16 protein-coding genes are annotated in these 18346 nt (G+C 61.6%); 10 read left to right on the plus strand and 6 right to left on the minus strand.

From position 1 onward, the window contains the following. Positions 1-1043 precede the first annotated feature (1043 nt). From AWC14_RS03960 to AWC14_RS03975, 4 genes are all read left to right on the plus strand, one after another. Positions 1044-2528, plus strand: a complete 1485-nt coding sequence (locus tag AWC14_RS03960; RefSeq protein WP_016343721.1) for an aldehyde dehydrogenase family protein — start codon at positions 1044-1046, stop codon at positions 2526-2528. A gap of 61 nt (positions 2529-2589) precedes the next feature. After that, entirely contained in the window at positions 2590-3714 is a 1125-nt protein-coding gene (locus AWC14_RS03965) for an alkene reductase (RefSeq protein ID WP_016343720.1), read from the plus strand. Between the two features lie 389 nt (positions 3715-4103). Then, entirely contained in the window at positions 4104-4451 is a 348-nt protein-coding gene (locus tag AWC14_RS03970) for an ArsR/SmtB family transcription factor (protein WP_196760141.1), read from the plus strand. Positions 4452-4764: 313 nt separating this feature from the next. Continuing rightward, the gene (locus AWC14_RS03975; protein WP_031354504.1) at positions 4765-5553 is read left to right on the plus strand and encodes an HAD-IIA family hydrolase; all 789 of its coding nucleotides are present in this window, start codon (positions 4765-4767) and stop codon (positions 5551-5553) included. A gap of 1475 nt (positions 5554-7028) precedes the next feature. On the opposite strand, the gene AWC14_RS03980 is transcribed toward AWC14_RS03975, so the two are convergent. Together AWC14_RS03980 and AWC14_RS03985 are read right to left on the minus strand one after the other, a co-directional pair. After that, positions 7029-7856: an LLM class F420-dependent oxidoreductase gene (locus AWC14_RS03980; protein WP_033717695.1), complete on the minus strand. Its 828-nt coding sequence runs from the start codon at positions 7854-7856 to the stop codon at positions 7029-7031. Between the two features lie 118 nt (positions 7857-7974). Beyond that, positions 7975-8721: an SDR family NAD(P)-dependent oxidoreductase gene (locus AWC14_RS03985; protein WP_023870431.1), complete on the minus strand. Its 747-nt coding sequence runs from the start codon at positions 8719-8721 to the stop codon at positions 7975-7977. Positions 8722-8872: 151 nt separating this feature from the next. Between AWC14_RS03985 and AWC14_RS03990 the strand changes: the two genes are divergently transcribed. Next, complete coding sequence (locus tag AWC14_RS03990) at positions 8873-10321, plus strand: bifunctional alpha/beta hydrolase/OsmC family protein (RefSeq protein WP_225345739.1); 1449 nt, start codon at positions 8873-8875, stop codon at positions 10319-10321. 822 nt (positions 10322-11143) lie between these two features. Here AWC14_RS03990 and AWC14_RS03995 read toward each other — a convergent pair. Continuing rightward, positions 11144-11377 carry a zf-HC2 domain-containing protein gene (locus AWC14_RS03995; RefSeq protein ID WP_023870429.1) on the minus strand — a complete coding sequence of 78 codons (234 nt, stop codon included), beginning with the start codon at positions 11375-11377 and terminating at the stop codon, positions 11144-11146. Beyond that, positions 11374-12015, minus strand: a complete 642-nt coding sequence (locus AWC14_RS04000) for an RNA polymerase sigma factor (RefSeq protein WP_031354461.1) — start codon at positions 12013-12015, stop codon at positions 11374-11376. Before AWC14_RS04000 ends, AWC14_RS03995 begins: the two co-directional genes overlap by 4 nt. Before the next feature lie 559 nt (positions 12016-12574). Here AWC14_RS04000 and AWC14_RS04005 point away from each other — a divergent pair. Beyond that, positions 12575-13108, plus strand: coding sequence for an HD domain-containing protein (locus tag AWC14_RS04005; RefSeq protein WP_031354460.1), 534 nt, complete (start codon positions 12575-12577; stop codon positions 13106-13108). 20 nt (positions 13109-13128) lie between these two features. Here AWC14_RS04005 and AWC14_RS04010 read toward each other — a convergent pair whose 3' ends face one another. After that, positions 13129-13596: an NUDIX hydrolase gene (locus AWC14_RS04010; protein WP_023870426.1), complete on the minus strand. Its 468-nt coding sequence runs from the start codon at positions 13594-13596 to the stop codon at positions 13129-13131. 8 nt (positions 13597-13604) lie between these two features. Next, positions 13605-14405 (minus strand): XRE family transcriptional regulator, encoded by an 801-nt coding sequence (locus AWC14_RS04015; protein ID WP_023870425.1) that lies wholly within the window; start codon positions 14403-14405, stop codon positions 13605-13607. Between the two features lie 255 nt (positions 14406-14660). On the opposite strand from AWC14_RS04015, the gene AWC14_RS04020 reads away from it, so the two are divergent. The 4 genes from AWC14_RS04020 (at position 14661) to AWC14_RS28895 (ending at position 18209) form a co-directional block, all read left to right on the plus strand. After that, positions 14661-15005 carry a hypothetical protein gene (locus tag AWC14_RS04020; protein WP_023870424.1) on the plus strand — a complete coding sequence of 115 codons (345 nt, stop codon included), beginning with the start codon at positions 14661-14663 and terminating at the stop codon, positions 15003-15005. Between the two features lie 94 nt (positions 15006-15099). Then, complete coding sequence (locus AWC14_RS04025) at positions 15100-16554, plus strand: FtsK/SpoIIIE domain-containing protein (RefSeq protein WP_023870423.1); 1455 nt, start codon at positions 15100-15102, stop codon at positions 16552-16554. Then, the gene (locus tag AWC14_RS04030) at positions 16511-18052 is read left to right on the plus strand and encodes a replication initiator (RefSeq protein WP_095931933.1); all 1542 of its coding nucleotides are present in this window, start codon (positions 16511-16513) and stop codon (positions 18050-18052) included. Before AWC14_RS04025 ends, AWC14_RS04030 begins: the two co-directional genes overlap by 44 nt. Beyond that, positions 18045-18209 carry a hypothetical protein gene (locus AWC14_RS28895; protein ID WP_023870421.1) on the plus strand — a complete coding sequence of 55 codons (165 nt, stop codon included), beginning with the start codon at positions 18045-18047 and terminating at the stop codon, positions 18207-18209. The genes AWC14_RS04030 and AWC14_RS28895 overlap by 8 nt, the downstream gene beginning before the upstream one ends. Positions 18210-18346: the final 137 nt, after the last annotated feature.

Consider the following 18346-nt stretch of genomic DNA (forward strand, 5'->3'; position numbering starts at 1 on the left):
ACTACGATCACAGACGCACCCCACCAAAAGCGGGGTGATCCAACACAATCAGTCTCCGGACTCCCCGGGACGGCTCATAGTGCCGATTTGCTGTGTCGCGACTAACTAACGGCCGAACAGATTTGGCGACCAATCTGCTTTGAGCAAGGCGATGAACGCAACCCTAAACGCACTGACCGCCACCAGACAGTGCTGGGTCTCTCCAGTTTTGGGCGACCTTGAGAGGCTATCGACGGCTAGGAGCGATGGTCCGACCATGTTGCGCAATCGCAGCCTGCGACAGCTTCTCCGACCGATACAGCCGGCGAATCTCCGCCCAATCCTCCACAGTGATCACTCTCCAATCGAAAGGTGAAGTGCTCACTTTTCAACCGGAACTACCTGCTCACTTTTCGACCGGAGCTGACAGGCATGGTGCACATGACGAGGTCGACGATGCTCGGCAAGCTTGCGGCGTTGCAGCAGACCTCGGCCCAGGAAGTAGACGCTGCGCGAGAATCGATCAAGTGGCCACCGCACCTACCCCCGCGTCACCAAACGAGCAGCCGCCACCAAGTTCCCACGAAAAGCACTACACCACAGGAACATCAGACACAGAGCGCCACCCGAGATCCGACTCATCCACCTACAAAGTTAACGGCATTGGGTTTGATGCGCGTCAAACCTGGGGTGGTTCACGGTTTTCGTATCGTTGCCGATTTCATTCGACTGCGGGTTCCTGGCCGGATGGCACGGTCGAACCTGCGCAGTTCGGCGAGTCCCTATTGAGTGGGGATCGTCCGAGTTAAGCCGCGCAGCAGAGCGCACCTCAAGCACGGTCACGCACCGACGGCCACCAACCAGCCGACCCGGCGGTGTTAGCGCAGGAAGACACCCCCTTTACGCCCATCTGAATATCGTGCTATTGGGATATTGACGTATCTCGATATCTAGGTTAGGGTTGGTGGCACCACGTCGTCAGGGGTGGTGAACAACGAAATCACGGAAGAGGTTGAGCCGGTTGTACTTCCGGCCCGCCCGCCAATCAGAAGGAGAAGCGCGCCATGTCCACGTCCCAGTATGCTCCGGACCGCAGCTACGGAATGTTCATCGACAACCAATGGGTGGACGCGGAGTCCGGGGAGACGATCGAGAGTATCAATCCCGCGACGGGTGAGGTGCTGACTCGTATTCCTAGTGGAACAGCCGCTGATGTCGATCGCGCGGTCCAGGCGGCGCAGCGTGCGTTTGCGGGCTGGAGGGCGACCACGGTGACGGAACGGGCGAACGCGTTGAACAGGATCGCCGACCTGCTGGAGGCTGACGCCGAGCGTTTCGCGGTCCTGGAGTCGCTGGATGTGGGCAAGCCGATTCGCGAGTCGCGCGTTCTCGACGTGCCCATCGCCATTGATCACTTCAGGTACTTCGCCGGAGTGATTCGCAGTCACTCAGACGAGGCGGCCGTGCTTGATGAACAGACCCTCAGCCTCGTGCTGAGCGAACCGCTTGGTGTGGTTGGTCAGGTGATCCCCTGGAACTTTCCGTTGTTGATGGCAGCCTGGAAGATTGCCCCGGCAATCGCCACAGGGAACACCGTGGTGATCAAGCCATCGGAGATGACGCCGGTCAGCATTTCCGAACTGGCAAAGATTTTCGCGCAAGTTCTTCCCCCCGGTGTCGTCAACATCGTCACCGGCACAGGGCCGGTTGCCGGCCAGGCCGTGCTGGATCACCCGACGGTACAGAAGCTGGCATTCACCGGTTCCACCCGAGTCGGCTACACCGTCGCCGAAGCCGCAGCCAAAAGACTGGTACCAGCAACGCTGGAGCTGGGCGGCAAATCGGCGAATATCGTTTTCCCCGACGCGAATTGGGACAAGGCCGTCGAGGGGGCAGCCCTGGCGATTCTATGGAATCAAGGCCAAGCCTGCGAATCCGGAGCTCGCCTCTTCATTCACGAGTCGATCTACGACCGTTTTATCGACGAACTAAAAGCCAAGTTCACCACGGCCCGCGTGGGGGATCCCCTCTCACCAGACACCCAGGTGGGCTCGTTGATCAGCAAAGCCCAGCTGGAGCGCGTGTTGGGTTATGTAGAAACCGGTCGTGCTGAAGGTGCCACGGTTTTGACGGGTGGTCGCCGGCTCACTGGCGGGGACTACGATTCCGGATTCTTTGTCGAGCCGACAATATTGGTCGATGTGCGCAACGATATGCGCGTTGCATCGGAAGAGATCTTTGGCCCCGTTCTCGTTGTTATCCCATTCAAGGACGAGGATGAAGTTATCGCCTTGGCCAACGACTCAGAATACGGACTCGCCGGCACAGTGTGGACCCAAGACATCAACCGTGCACTTCGCGTGGCACGCGCGGTGGAGACCGGTCGGATGTGGGTGAACACCGCCCATGAGATCCCTGCGCATGCACCCTTCGGGGGCTACAAGAAATCCGGTCTGGGCCGCGAAGCCTACAAATCCATGCTTGACGCGTACACCCACAAGAAGAACATCTACGTGAGCATGAACGAAGCTCCGCGCGGACTGTTCTAAATCGCGTATCCCATCGCTGCACAAGATTGAAACCATCACACCAACACCGGAAAGAAAAGAAATGAAAGACTCAGTGCTGTTCACCGCTACCAAGCTCGGCCCCTATGAGGTCAAGAATCGCATCGTTCTTCCCCCGTTGACCCGTTCGCGCAGTTCGCAGCCCGGCAACGTACCCAACGAACTCATGGCGGATTACTACACGCAGCGCAGTGGTGCCGGGTTCATGGTGACCGAAGGTACGCAGATCGAACCGCGCGGGCAGGGCTACGCCTGGACACCCGGGATCCACAACCTTGAACAGGTTGCGGGTTGGCGCAAAGTCACCGATGCGGTTCACACCGCCGGTGGGGTGATCTTCAACCAGCTCTGGCATGTGGGACGGGTGTCGCACACCTCGTTGCAGCCCGACGCCGGCGCACCGGTCGCCCCGTCGGCCATCACCGCGGACGCCGTGAAGGTTTTCGTGGAAACGGGCCCGGGAGCCGGAGCGCTGGCGCCGCCGTCGCCGCCGCGGGCTCTGACGACCGGCGAGGTCAAAGACGTCGTGCAGCTCTACGCCGACGCCGCGCGCAATGCTCTCGACGCCGGATTCGACGGGGTGGAAATCCACTCAGCCAACGGGTACTTGGTCAACCAGTTCATGTCCACCCATACCAACCACCGCAACGACGAATACGGCGGTTCCCTGCAGAATCGCCTCCGGTTCCTGCGCGAGGTGGTCGAGGCAGTTGCCGGCGTCGTCGGTAAAGACCGTCTGGGTGTGCGGTTTTCGCCATTGTTCACCACCACTGGCGAAGACCGTGTCTACCTTGGCCTTGTCGAAGATGACCCCCATGAGACCTACATCGAGGCGGTAAAGATCCTCGAAGAGGTTGGCATCGCATACGTGTCGTTGGCCGAGGCCGACTGGGACAACGCTCCCGAAATGCCGGAAAGCTTCCGTGTCGCAGTGCGCGAAAACTTCAGCGGAACCATCCTACTGGCGGGCAAGTACACCGCCGAACGCGCAGTCCGTGCCATTGAGGCTGGCTGGGCCGACTTGATCGCCTTCGGCCGACCGTTCATCGCCAACCCAGACCTGCCCGAACGGATCGCCAACGACTGGCCGCTCAACACCCCGGACCCGAGCACCATGTACGGCGGCACCGAGAAAGGCTACACCGATTACCCCACCTACCGTAGCTAGTAACCGAACCACGTCTTGCCGTGCAGTCGATCAGGCTGCACGGCAAGACGAGTCGCACCTCGGACGCTCCGCGGCCCAGCCGAACCGCCTACGAGAAACGTTTCATGCGGACCCAACCGCGAAGCCGCCAACGAGGTACGACATGCGCCGACGACGATCACCGATGGGCCGCGCAGCGTTCTGGCCAACTACCCAGCGCATCGGCACAAACTCGCAGGTACGCTAGTCCCTATACACGACAGGATCCGCAACATGTCCGTTCTCCAGCTCCCGGTGTGTCGAACTAGCAACGCCGCCACTGGATGTAGGCCCACGTTTACTAACTACTGTGCAACATCCGTCAGATCGGCGGCCCACCCGCGTAGCATGACCACGAAAGGGATCATAAAATGCTGAGCACTTCACCTGAACGTACTAATTCCCAGAATTCAATAAGTATTGATGTCAACGAGGCATTGAAAGCCCTCGATAACCCTACCCGATTAACGATACTCAGTTGGCTCAAGGATCCGCGAAAAAATTTCCCCGAACAGGATATCGATCCACAAGAAGTCGGCGTGTGCGTGAGTATCATTCAAAAGCATGTCGGCTTATCACAGTCGACAGTGTCGTCATATATGGCAGTTCTGCAACGCGCGCAATTGGTAACCTCCCGACGGATCGGGCCCTGGACGTACTACAAACGGCACGAAAAGAATATTGAGTCGCTGCTGGAAGCCTTGAATGCGCTGATTTAACCGCTGCGCGCTCTCCTTCGCTGACCAACTGAGCACGAGCCAGCCAGGTAATAGCCTGTGGTAAAAGCTACAGCCGTCATTTCACTTTTAACTGAACACGCAAGGACGCGGGGCTACCATCATTAACTGAGACGGCTTGATATCGCTTCGCGCAGCCCAGCCCGGCATCCACGTCAACGCCATACCGTTACAGAGGCAACTCCACTATGTCACCAAGTTCTGACAAACAGATCGGCGCCGCCCCAATCGCTCTTCCCGAACGTTCTCGATACATCCGGCACATGCGGCAGGTCAGTCATTTCGCGGAGTATCGATGACGCCAACGCCTGTAGTATTCAGCGACCTGGACGGTACGCTATACGTTGGTGACGAGCTCGTTCCCGGCGCGCCTGAGGCTGTGACAAGACTCCGAAACATGGGTTGCACGCTCCGTTTTCTCACCAACACCGATACTGTGCCACCACAGACCCTCCAAGAAACACTGCGCGAGCGCGGATTCGACGTTCGTGTCGGCGAAGTTTTCACCCCCGTATCCGCTGCCCTGCAACTCTTTGAAGCAACGCGCGGCCGGATCAACGTATTGCCGGTGGTGTCAAGCGCCTTGCTTCCGACATTTGCCCCCTACCGCCACGCCGGCGGTGCGATCACCCATGTCGTCGTCGGCAACACTCACGACACGCTAACGCATCAGCTACTCGACTTGGCGTTTCGCGCTCTCGAGCGCGGTGCGACCCTTATAGCACTCCAAAGAGGGAAGTATCGAAAACGCCCCGACGGCAACCATATCGACACCGGTGCGATCACGGCAGCGCTTGAGCACGCCACCGGCGTCACCAGCAAACTCCTCGGCAAACCATCACCAGAATTTCTGCGATCCGCCGCAGCGAGCGTGCCCGTCAAGCCGAACGCACTCTGGCTGATCGGCGACCAACCCGCCAACGATATTGCCATGGGAAACGCGGTAGGCGCACACACAATCCAGGTACGCACCGGCATGTATGCCGACCAAATCGACCTTACCCAGACACATCCCGCAGAAACCACTCTGGACTCCATCGTTGACATGCCCGCTTGGCTAACGCGCAACGAGCACCAGCACTGATAGCCATCTAGCCGTACGACGGTGCCTGCGCTGTGAGTGTGGCAGTAACCGGTGTACGCGGCTTTACGGCCCGTGCCGCCAGACGTGCTCATCCACCCCGCGCACCGCCACGCCATCCAAGCGGGCCTGGTCAGCGATGAGCAAACCGCTGGCCCACCGTCAGTTCGGCTGAGAGCGCCCCGCGGCGCCTTCGGCTCACACTGGACCGCCTATGACCGATCAACCGAAAGGCCCTCTGGCACTGGGAAGCCCGTCCCACCCGGCGCCACGAGACCAGCAACCGCGACCCGCCCACAAGCCTGACCCCGTCAACTGCGACCCGGAGTCCGGCGACCATCGCCTTGGACGGAAATCGAGACTAAGACGCTCCAATACCACCTTCCTAGATATAGCGATATCGCGATATCTGGATTAGAATCGTAGGAGTGACGCTCCGATCGGCAATTAATCTGCGAGGGCCGCAACTGACGCGGCGCCCAGCGAAAGTCGCCCAGCTGCTACTTGCCGGGTCGGCGTGCGTCGCTGCGATAGTATTCGCCGCAACGGCGACAGCTGAGGATTCTGCTAGCGATGCTGGAGCTGAATCGCCCAGCATCAGAATGACACTCGGCGAGACGACGACCAAGACGACGGCTCCTTCTGAACCTCGCACGCCGTTCGCTGAGCCAGCCGTCAAGGCAATGGTGCCCTGCGGATTCACATTCGGCTGCTGAGCGTGCCCAAGAGACTGCCAAGGTCATCCCAATCGATCCAAACGACAGACCCAGTCTAGCCACCCGGATCTTTCATCCGAAACCCGTGAAGTGGAAGGTGTTTCGTGATCAGCAAGGACATGCCTGAGGCTGGGCGGCCGTCGCTGATGGCCATGTCTAATGATTTGACCACCAAGGTGGCAATCGCCTTCGAGGCTATCGGTCAGCCGACGATGCTGCGACTGACCCTGTCGATGACAGCGCAGCAGTGCAACAGCCTTCGCTGCTGCGGTGTTGGACATATAGCATTGACCTGCAACTTATTTGGAACGAGATGCTGTAGCAGGGGCTGACCAGATAATCGACTGTGACCGCACCGCAGTGGACGTTGGAGCCACTCTGGTCCGGGCAAGTGTAGATGCCGGTCAGCCGTATCAGGGACCGACTTGGTGCGGGGGCTTCCTCGTCGGGACACCTTGGCGCACTTGGTGTTCGATGTCGTTTTGCTTGGTCCACTGAGAAGGGTGACCGGGTAGATGCCCAGATTGCCGGCGGACTAGCTCGGTGAAGTTCCCCGAGAGCGTGGAGGCATCGACAATAGGGGTCGAGATGCCAGAGAAACGGAAGAAGTACGACTAGGAGTTCCGTGAGGGTGCGGTCCAGATCGTCGAAGAAACGGGTAAGCCGGATCGCCCAGGTTGCTCGTGACCTGAGCGCGTATGAGGGCACGCTGGGTAGCGCGGACACGGGCGGCCCGCGAGGGTCGCGGTGAGCTGACCCAGTCTAGCTGTATGTATCGCGCCAGTGGATCATATCTTTGAGTTCGCGAAAGTCGAATCCGTCTGCGTCCGGGTGGATTTCAGTGGTAAAGAACGTTACCCCCATACTCGCAAATGCGTCGGCGTCGGCGCGGCCTGTCCAGTGCACTGCGCGTTCAATCGCCGACTCATCGCGCCCTACTACCTGTGCCAACTCGCCAAGCAGTGCATTCTTACGCCGGTACTCGGCGGGGCTGGCGAACGTATGCCAGATGTCGGCGTACCGTGCCACCAAAGGCAGCGTGCGGCGCACCCCCATGCCGCCGATGAGAATCGGGATGCTGCGTGTCGGAGCCGGTATCAGTTTGTCGAGCCGCTCGCTTATGCGTTTCAGGCTGCTCTCAAATAGGTCCATCCGTGACTTGACGGTACCGTACTCGTAACCGTAAACGACGTAATCCTTTTCATACCAACCGGATCCAATCCCCAGAATCAGGCGGCCATCGCTGATGTGATCGACTGTGCGGGCCATGTCAGCGAGAAGATCCGGATTGCGGTAACCGACACCAGTTACGAGCAAGCCGATCTCGGCGCGTGAGGTGATCTCGCCCCATGAGGCCAGCGACGTCCAGCCTTCGAAATTATTGACGTCGGGCTGCACGGGTAGGAGCTCGGGCAACCCGTCGGAGGTCGGGGCGGTTGCGGGTTTATGGAAATGGTCGTAGCCGAAGATTGCGTCTACGCCGAGTTGTTCAGCGGTGATCACTGCGTCGCGCCATGTGCGGTAGTCAGGGGTGTCTCCTGGCCACAGCTGCACACCGACGCGAATAGGCAGGTTCCGACGGCTAGACATATTGATATACCTCATATTTCAATGGGATGAGCAGGACACTTATTAATCGATGCACGCTGCATTCGGCTCCCGTGTGATCGGAATTGATGGCAGCATGGACTGTGCGGTTAGCTGGTGTTCAGACGGCGGTGCGGCCGCCATCTACAGCGAGGGTGACCCCGTGGATGTAGCTGGCTTGGTCGCTCGCCAAGAACACAATCGAGTTGGCGATTTCTTCAGCCTGCGCGGGACGGCCCGCGGGAGCAGGGCCAACCAGCCTGCGAAGCCCCTCACCCATAGCTGCGGTGCCTTCGGTGAATGTCGGTCCTGGACTGACCGCGTTGACCCGTATGCCCCGCGGTCCGTACTCGGCTGCCCACGTTTTGGTGAGGGATACGACCGCAGCTTTGCTGGCGCCGTACAGACTGGTTCCGACGTTTCCGTACTCGGCGACCATCGTAGTGACATTGACGATCACGCCATTGCCGCGTTCGGCCATCTTGGGGGCTAGTTCGGCTACCAAGAAGAACGGAACGCGAACGTTGAGATTGAACACCGCGGTGAAATCTTCTTCGGTCATCGATTCGGTTGGTCCGAACGGATAGACGCCGGCGTTGTTCACCAGCACGTCGATATGGCCGAGCCTTGTAACAGCCTCAGCAGCGAGCAGCCTCGCGGATTCGGCGTCGTGCAGGTCACTGCTGAGAAACTCGGCCTTGCCGCCCGTGGACTCGATCTCTCCTACTACCTGTTGCCCACGCTCCGCGTTCCGGCCTGACACTGCCACTACGGCACCGTGACTAGCCAGAGAGACGGCAACAGCCCGCCCGATTCCGCTAGTTCCGCCGGTGATGAGAACGCGTGCCTCGGACAGTTGGACAGCCATCGTTCATCCTGCTTTCTTATGGTCGACCGGATTGTGTGCCGCGGCCAAGGTTTTCTTCGTACTATCACGTGCGACCAATGAGTGTGCGGACGACGGTCAAGCGTTACAAGTCTCGGCCGTCCCGCAGAGTGCTATAGGGTTCAGCGTGGCGATGCTCGCGCTGGAGCACCGTGTGTGCAGGGTCTGCTGGCAAGCCGATCCCGAGTGGAAGGACAAGTATTGCGTTCGTCGGGCTTACGACCCCGCCCACCGCGAACTGGACACCGCGGGCGGACTGACACATCCGGCCAGTTCTAGCGATGAGGAGGTCGTCCCGATGAGCAATTCAGAACGCGTGACGTTCGCTGGCAGTAGCGGTTCGCTGTCTGGGCGGCTGGAGACTCCAGAACAGCCGCCCACGACGTGGGCGGTATTCGCGCACTGCTTTACCTGTGGAAAAGACAACTCGGCTGCGGCGCGAATCTCTCGTGCCCTCACCGGCAGTGGTATCGGCGTCCTACGCTTCGACTTCACGGGGTTGGGGGACTCCGAGGGCGACTTCGCCGCGACAGGATTCAGTTCCAATGTCGATGACTTGGTGTGTGCAGCCGACTTCATGCGAGCGAGCCACGGTGCGCCAACGATGCTGATTGGGCACTCCCTCGGTGGGGCTGCGGTGCTTGCGGCGGCGTCGCGAATCAATGATGTCAATGCCATTGCCGTTATTGGTACACCGGCAGATCCCGGTCACGTAGCGGGCCTGCTGCGCCAGTCACGCGACGACATCGCGGCAGGTGAGGCGACTATATCTATCGCCGGTCGCGAGTTCCGTCTGCAGCGGCAGTTCCTCGACGACATCGCAGCACAGCCCCAGCGGGAACGTATCCGAGCGGCCGACGCTGCACTCCTAGTGTTGCACTCGCCGACCGACCAGGTGGTCTCAGTCGACAATGCCCGAGAGATCTTCGACATCGCGCGGCACCCTAAATCCTTTGTCGCACTTGACGGCGCTGATCATCTGCTCAGCTGCCGCGACGACGCCGAGTACGCCGCTACTGTGATAGCTGCCTGGGCTGGCCGTTACCTGAAGCACCATGCGAGCACAGCTCTGACTCGCAGCGGCCCTCCGCCTAGTGACGACGGTGTCGTACGGGTCGCAGAGCGGGGTGATGCGGGAAGTCTCACCCAGGACATCACGGTCGGCTCGCACCGCCTTGTTGCGGATGAACCTCGTCCGATCAGCGACGACATGGGCCCCACCCCGTACGACCTATTGCTCGCCGCGTTGGGAGCCTGTACGTCGATGACGATCAGGATGTACGCCGAACGCAAACGATGGCCACTGGAAAGCGTGGTTGTCGATGCCCGCCATTCCCGTGTCCACGCGCAGGACTGTGCCGAGCTCGACAAAACGAAAGGGTTCATCGATCGCATTGAACGTCACATTATGTTGCAGGGACCACTGAGCGCCATCCAACGCGACAGGCTCATGGAGATCGCCAGCAGGTGTCCAGTGCACCGCACTCTCCGCTCCGAAGTGGACATTCGCACCACCGGGCGACTCCGTGACAGTAATCATTCCCAGCTTTCACCAGCATCCTCCATCATCGGCGACCGCTGAGTCACCCACGAGCCCGAAGCGCGGATCATGGGCCGCGAACGCTTCATCGCATGAGCCCATTGCGTCCCGTTGGCGTCGTGCGGATTAATGTCCGGTACAGAAGTGGTGACAGGATAGTTTGCGCGAATGCGCATCCGACCGGGCACCGTGGTGCGCCGGAACCGCCCACAGGTAGCCCGAACCCCGCGGCGATGAGCTCGAAACGACTGCGTTGCTGTGCCGCAAAGTACGCCGATACTTTTCTCACGAACGCGATATCGCGTTCCTTCTCGGCGATCCCCGTACGGAACCGGGTGCCAACTCGGCACGCTCGATCGCGGTCAGCCACCATCCGGTGGAACCCTGTGCGCATCGGTGGCAGCGCCGTCCCGGAGCCTTTCGGCCGCCACCCATTTACGTAACAGGTGCTCGTGAACATTGAGCTCCCGGCCGATCTCGGCGACCGGCTGGGCCACCATCAATCGCCCGCCGAGCGGCCTGAGCCTTGAACTCCGCCGTGAACGACCGACGAGTCCTGGACATACCCACATCCTCCCAGCGGAACCCCGTGCCCCGCTATCTCGGGTGTCCACTGAAACCGGGGAGGCTCACCATACACCAATGCCGCTGACCAAGAGCGTAAGCATGCAAATAGTTGCGCACGAATAGGTTTGGTCAAGTTACTCGGGACGAAGCCCGCTGCGACCTTCGCAAGCCGATGCCCGAGTCAAATAGCGCCTACCAACAACTGTGGCGCCATCCCCGCACGATCGCGCGTGCTTGCCAGGCGCCGGGACTGCTTCATTTGGCCCGCAGGTGGCACTCTGTGGTTGTAAAAGGGCGTCACCGCCAATCCTTGAAAGCCTCAAGTAGTTGCGCGCGGAATTCCGGTGCCAACTCGCTTTCACGGATCCGGCCGACCGTGCTGATAGTGACCCGAAACTGCTGCAGGTAGTTATCGCATCCGTCGCATTCGAGCAGGTGCTCGTCGAAGCGCGCCCGCGTTTCGAGGTCGAGTGAGCCGTCCAGATAGGCAGTGACAATTTCGACGAGCTCGTTGCAATCGAGTGGGTTCACGACGCATCTTTCAGGTAATTTTCGAGAGCCTCTCGAATGACCGCACGGCCACGATGAAGCAATACCCGCTGGTTCGCAGCGCTGATCTCGAGTAGTGCACAGACCTCATCGGAATCGAGACCGAGCATGTCGCGCATCGTCACGACAATGCGCTGACGCTCAGGCAAGGTATCGAGATTGCGCTTGGCGACGTCGGTGAGTTCTCTGCTGAGAGCCGAGCCCTCAGGGGTGTCCGGGAAAGGAGTCGGTGTCTCCTCCGCCTTCCAGTGCCCGGGTAGCTCGTCGCCAGCAGCACGGAACCGCTCGGGGTCAACTGTGCCGCCGGTGAACGCTTTGATCTGAGTGTCGACGTGCCTGCGTTCCTTGAGCCCTCTAGTCTTGGCGATATTGACAAGAACCGTAAAAAGCCAAGTACGTAGGGACGACCGTCCCTCGAATCTGTCCAAGCCCTTGAGGAGCGCGATCCACGTCTCCTGCACGACGTCCTCGGCATGCTGCTCACTCGGCACGTAGCCACGTGCCACCCGCAGCATCGCCGGAGTGTGACGATCGACCAACCGAGCAAAAGCTCGATGGTCGCCGGCGCGAAGTGCAGCGACCAAAGCGCCCTCGTCTTCCGAAACCGTGGCTGCGGTCATGGTCACTCAGCGACTGTACCTACCGGTATAGCGATGGCGCTACCGACGGCTCAGCCATACCCGTCATACCTCTATTGACCGGGATTCCCAATCGGGTGCGAGCCGAATTGCCTACATTTCGGCAGGCCTGCGCTCTCGAACGATTTGGTGAAATACATGTACAGTTCGGCCGGACGATGCGCCGCGTGGTCTCGTCCTTGATAGCAGTAAGGAAAGTTATCACACCGCAGGTCAAGGCGGTCAGGCGGGCATCGGTCGCGCCTGCTGCGCGCGGCGTCTCGATGCGGCGGGGGCGAGGACAGTGAGGCTGGTCGTGCTGCCAGGGTGTGGTGGGCATTGAGATGCGGGCACTGGATGTCTGCGCGGGCTGGTGTTGGCGGCGGACGGAGGGCGAAGCGTAGGGAGCGGCGCGGACGGGAGCGCCAGCGGACGGGAGCAGAGCGAGCGTAGCGAAGCCCGCAGGTAGCCGCCGGATTTCTACGGGCTTCGGAGACGAATGCTGCAACGGCCATCAGCTATGGGCCTGCACAGTGGCGGTGGGACTCGTAGGCTGGCGGTTGTGAGCGGGGTTCTGACGCAGCGTGCACGGCGAGAGGCGGAGGCACGGCTGGCTGGGTTGCCGCGGTTGGCGCATGTGCGGGGTGTCGCGGCGGCTGCCGAGCGGTTGAGTCGACGTTTCGATGCGGACACAGCGGACTGCTTGGTGGCGGCGGCGTGGCTGCACGATATCGGCTACGCACCGTCGGTGCGCCAAACCGAGTTTCATCCTCTCGACGGCGCGAAGTTTGCCCGGTGGGCGGGTTTTGGGGAATTGGTCGCGTCGTTGGTGGCGTTTCACACCGGTGCGCTCGCGGAGGCTGCTGAGCGAGGCGTGTCGGGTTTATCGGCGTTCGGCGATCCACCCAGCGATGTTCTGGATGCGTTGACCTTTTGCGATCTCACGACCGGACCTGACGGGTTACCGATACCTCCGCAGGATCGCCTGAGCGACGTGTTAGCGCGCTACGGGCCCGAGGATCCGGTGCACCGGGCGGTCGACGCAGGTCGCGACGAGTTGCTGGCGACAGTAGGACGGGTACGCGCCTGGAAGTAGCCGCCCTTACTGCTCGCGGATCAGCCGAGGTAGGGAGCGTCGCGGTGTTGCAGGTAGTGGTCGATGCGCAGCCGCATCGATGGGTGCATGTCCAGGCCGGTCATGTCGTCGGGATGGGTCCAGGCGATTTCGGTGCTTTCATCGTCGATCGCCAGGGTTCCGCCGAGCACCTTGGTGGTGAAGGACAGCGAGAACTGTTGGCGGACTTCACCATCGGAGAACGCGACCACGTGCTGCGGGTTGGTGTAGACACCGACCAGTCCGGTGACTTCGACGTCAAGCCCGGTTTCTTCTTTGACCTCGCGTACCGCGGTATCGGCGATGGTTTCGCCGATGTCGTGTCCACCGCCGGGTAGCGCCCACAGGGTGTTGTCGCGGCGTTTGATGAGCAGGATGCGTCCCTGTTCGTCAGTGACGATGGCCGAAGCCGAGGGGACGACACTGTTGGGCTGCGGGGCGTTGGGGTCGTTGTAGTAGTCGGTGCGCATCGATGGGTTCAGCCTTTCGCGGTCAGGGGTGTGGCGTTGTCCCATACCTGGGTGAAGGCCTGTTCGAGGGTGGCCCAGAGGCGGGGTTCGTGGTGGCGCGATAGCACGAGGACGGGGTTGTTGCGTCCGGGTGAGCCGTAGATGTGGAAGTTGACGATCATCGCATCGTCGACGCGGAAGATCGACGTGTAGAGCGTGGTGTCGTGGGTGCGGATGTTCAGTCCTGGGGTGCCGGCGTGGGGGGTGAGCAGTTCGACGGAGGTGCGGCATCGGGCGATGACGGCTTCACCGATCCCCTCGTCTTGACCGCGCAGGATCGTGGTGGCGGTGTCGGGGTTACCAACGAGAAATCGCACTGCAACGCCGCGGGCGGCGGCGTCGAGGAGGGTGTCGAGGAATCCGTCGAGGGTGTCGAAGAGGAACGTGGCGGCCAGGACGAGGATGTCGATGCTGGTGGTGGCGTCGGCGAAATGCTGCTGCCATGCGGTGATCGGTAGCTGGGTGCGGCTGGCATACAGCGTCGCGGTGAACGGCCCACCCGATGACGTTGTCGCCAGTGGGTGCGCAGTGGAGGGCGGGTATTGGTTGGGCCACAGGTCGTACGGGGTGCAGTCGAGCACATCGGCGGCCCGGTGGGCGTTGTGTTCTCGGACCTTGTAGTCACTGTCGGCCAGCCAGCGTCGCACTGTCTTGATATCCACACCCACGGCAGTGGCGAACCGTGCGTGGGATAGGCCCTTGGCCCGTAGCCGCTGTGCGAGGCGCTCGTTGGGGATCGTCACGGCCTCAGCATCGTCGTGATCGTCCATCGTGTCAGCGCACATCTTCCCGTGTCGATTCTGTCCATCCTCTACGCGTGGTTCCTAGTTTGCCATGGGTCCGTCGCCACTCCGTGACGGTAATGCCCGTGCGACGTCCGCTGGTGTGTCTCGGTCGTGTCTGAAACGTCCGAGGCCGTGTCGGCAATGCCTGTAAATGTCCCTCGCTACGTCCCCGGTGTCCACGTGAACTGTGCCCAGCATTCGAAACGGGTGCAAGCAGATCATGAAAGGACCAGTAGGACAATGCGTTTGAGAATCGATACGTCAGGAACCCGGTTCATCGTCACCCGTGCGGCTGAGCCAAGGCTGAACTTCGAGACCGGCAGCCCGAAAGTCGACACCGCCACCGGGGTGCCGCTGTTTGCCACCCAGGTGCTGGCGTTGGATGACACCGGCGGTGAAGTCCTCAACGTCACCGTCGCAGGTGACCCGAAAGTGACAGTCACGCAACCAGTCTCAGTGTCGGGGTTGGTGGCCATCCCATGGGCACAAGGCGATCGCAGTGGTGTGGCGTTCCGAGCCGACGCGATCAGCCCCACCACCCCGAACGGTGCTGGGTCGAGTGAGCAGGCCCGTCCGCAGAAATAACCGCTGAGCGGGTTGGGGCGCGCGTTGAGCAGATCGTCGCGCCCCACCCCCGGGGAACTCCTGCCGACCATTTCGCTCGCGAAGGGCACCTGACATGGCATTAAACAATAGGAACACCAACAACACTGAGCAGAATAATGATGATGACTGGTTCGGGGATCTGGTCATGTCTCTGTTCACCGCGGCCGGATATCTGCTGTGGTGGGCGGCGCTGTTCCCGGCCATCAGCCTCCCCATCATCGCCAGCCTCGCACTCGGCATCACCCATGGCCCGCGTGCGGGCCTAGTCTGCGCGCTCGCACTGAGCGTCGCGTATGCAGGCTGGGCGTGGCTCGATCGAGGCTCGTTTCGCGGCTGGGTGACCGAACCGGTACGCCGACGGTGGCTGACCTGGTCGCGCTACACCCGCAGCTGGGAATCGACATGCACCCTGCACGGCCTGGCCGCCCGCCTCGGCGAACGCACCCTCACACCCACACTGCGCTACGTGCGCATCGGCAGAACCACCGATGTGTTGGCGGTGCGGATCGTCACCGGCCAATCGACGGCCGACTGGCACAAGCAATCCGATGCGTTGGCCGCCGCGTGGCGCGCCGACCGGATCACCATCCGCGCGACCGCCCCCGGCGAACTGAAGATCACGTTGATGCGCGGGGATGTGCTCGCCGAACCCATTGGTCTGCCGATACCCACCGCGGTGACCCCGGTGGATCTGGGGGCCGTGCCGGTGGGGATCACCGAAACCCGCCACAGCTGGCAGCTACCGCTGCTCGGCCATCATGTGCTGATCGCGGGAGCCACCGGCGCCGGGAAAGGCTCGGTGTTGTGGTCGCTGATTGCCGGGATCGCCCCAGCGGTGAAAACCGGGCTGGTGCGGTTGTGTGTCATCGATCCCAAAGGCGGCATGGAACTGGGCTCCGGGGCACCGATGTTCACGGTGTTCACCCACGACGCCACCGACACCACCCTGGAACTCCTCCGCCAACTCGTGACGGTGATGCACGCACGGGCCAACCGGCTGCGTGGCCACACCCGGCTACACACCCCGACATCGGCTGAGCCGTTGTTTGTAGTGGTGATCGATGAGATCGCCGCGTTGACTGCGTATGTGACCGACCGCAAGGTCCGCACCGAAATTGAACAACTCCTCGGCCTGCTGCTCTCCCAAGGCCGCGCAGTGGGGATCAGTGTGGTGGCCGCGGTGCAAGACCCGGCCAAAGACACCCTGCCGGTGCGGCAGCTGTTCACCGTGCGGATCGGGTTGCGGCTGACCGAAGCCACCCAAACCACCATGGTCCTCGGGCAAGGAGCCCGTGACGCCGGGGCGGAATGCGACCGGATCCCCGACACCGCCCCGGGTGTCGGGTACATGCTGATCGACGGCACCGCTCAGCCGCAGCGGGTGCGGGCCTTCCACGTCACCGACCACGACATCACCACCCTCGCGCGCCGCTTCCGCCGCCCCACCAGCCGAGCAAGCAGCACCCGCCGGCCACGCGCCACCGATGCCGGCCACACTTCGGGTGAGGGCAACAGTGAACAGCGTTGATTACCTGGGCCAGCTCGCCCTGCCCGGGGTGCCGGACACGGTCGACACGGCGAAGGTGGTCGAGCAGATGGTGCGCCGAGCATCTTCGATGGGGTTCGAATCATGGTGGCGGCGAGCCGAATCAGTTGGATTCTGCGCCCACCCCATCCAACTCGTCGGTGCCGATGAATACAGGCGGGATCGGGTGGTGTGGACGCGGTGCAATAATCGCCGCGCCCACATCTGCCCCTCCTGCTCGGACCTCTACGCTCGCGACACCTGGCAACTCGTCCATGCCGGCGCCGCGGGCGGGCATCACGGCATGCCCATCACGGTGGCCGACCGGCCGCAAGTGTTCCTCACCCTTACCGCCCCCAGCTACGGGGCCGTTCATGCGGCCACGCGCGGTGGCGACGGCAAGCGCGGCATGTGTCGGGATCATCACCGCATCGGTGGCTATCGCCGCTGCCCTCATGGAAAACCGTTGTGGTGCAGCACCGTCCATGATCATGGCGAAGGCCGTGTCGGTCAGCCGCTCTGTAGCGAGTGCTACGACTACGTCGGGCATGTGCTGTTCACCTGGCACCTACCTGAACTGTGGCGCCGCTTCACCATCACCCTGCGACGCGCCCTACACAAAGAACTGAAAGCCACAGGTGTGGATCCGGACGGGGTGCGGGTCAGCTTCATCAAAATCATTGAACTGCAAGTCCGCGCCATCCCGCACATCCACGCCCTGATCCGCCTCGATCCGCACGAGAACGGTGACGACCCGGATCAGACCGATTGGGAATCACCCACCAGTGCAACCAAACTTGCCGCCATCATCGAGCACGCGGCCCGCACCGTGACGCTCGCCCTGACCGATCCCACCACCGACAGCGCCGTGCGGAGGATCAGGTTCGGTACGCAGATCGACACCCAACCCCTCACCGCATCCTCGGCTCCCGAGAAAACGGGTTCGGCTGAGCAGAATTCAGGTATCGCCGGGTCACTGTCAGGGAGGCGGGTGGCGCGCTATCTCGCCAAGTACGTCACCAAGTCCCTGGCCGACCTCGGAATCAGCGCACGACGCCTCTCCACCGAAGCGATCGGCGACCTGGACGTGTCCGAGCATGTGCGTGCCATCCTGACCACCATCAGCGCGCTCGCCGACAAAGGACTCAGCGGGATCAGACGGTGGCTGCACACTCTCGGGTTCCGCGGTCACATCACCTCCAAGTCCCGCCGCTACTCCACCACCATGACCGCCCTACGGCAACGGCGCGCCACCTGGACCCGCGAACAACAATCGAAGAGCACTGCACAACACCCTGATCAGAGACCGTATAGGGGTTCCAGCGGCGCTGTTGACGATGACGATCTGGTCGCGTGGGAATTCGACCGCGCGGGGCACGCGAGCCTCGGCGAACGCACACTGATCATCAGCGCCTCACTACGCCGCATCCAGCAGCGTCATACCGCGCGCGAGGCAAGACAGCCCCGCCGTGGCGCTCCTGTCGAGGTGCTCGATGGTTAGCCCACAACCCCACACCGCCAAGAATGTCCGAGACGAAAGATCGTACAGCCGTGAAGAGTTCACCGAATGGCTCACGGAATCGTGCGAACGCCAACAGGTATCGGTTGCCGTCACCAACCCCACCGTGCTGGCTGACATCGCGATGTTGCTGCGGTAAACCACGAGTAGTCGATCCCGCCGAGCATGACGAAGCGCCTATATGGCACTGTTCTTCTCCTGGATGCAAGAACTCCAAGCTGAGTTGTGACGGGTGATGTCAACGCCAGCGCCGCGTGCGGGCGAACCACGGTTCGA

Origin of the sequence: Mycobacterium kyorinense (genome assembly GCF_002101735.1) — a bacterium.
GTDB lineage: Bacteria > Actinomycetota > Actinomycetes > Mycobacteriales > Mycobacteriaceae > Mycobacterium > Mycobacterium kyorinense.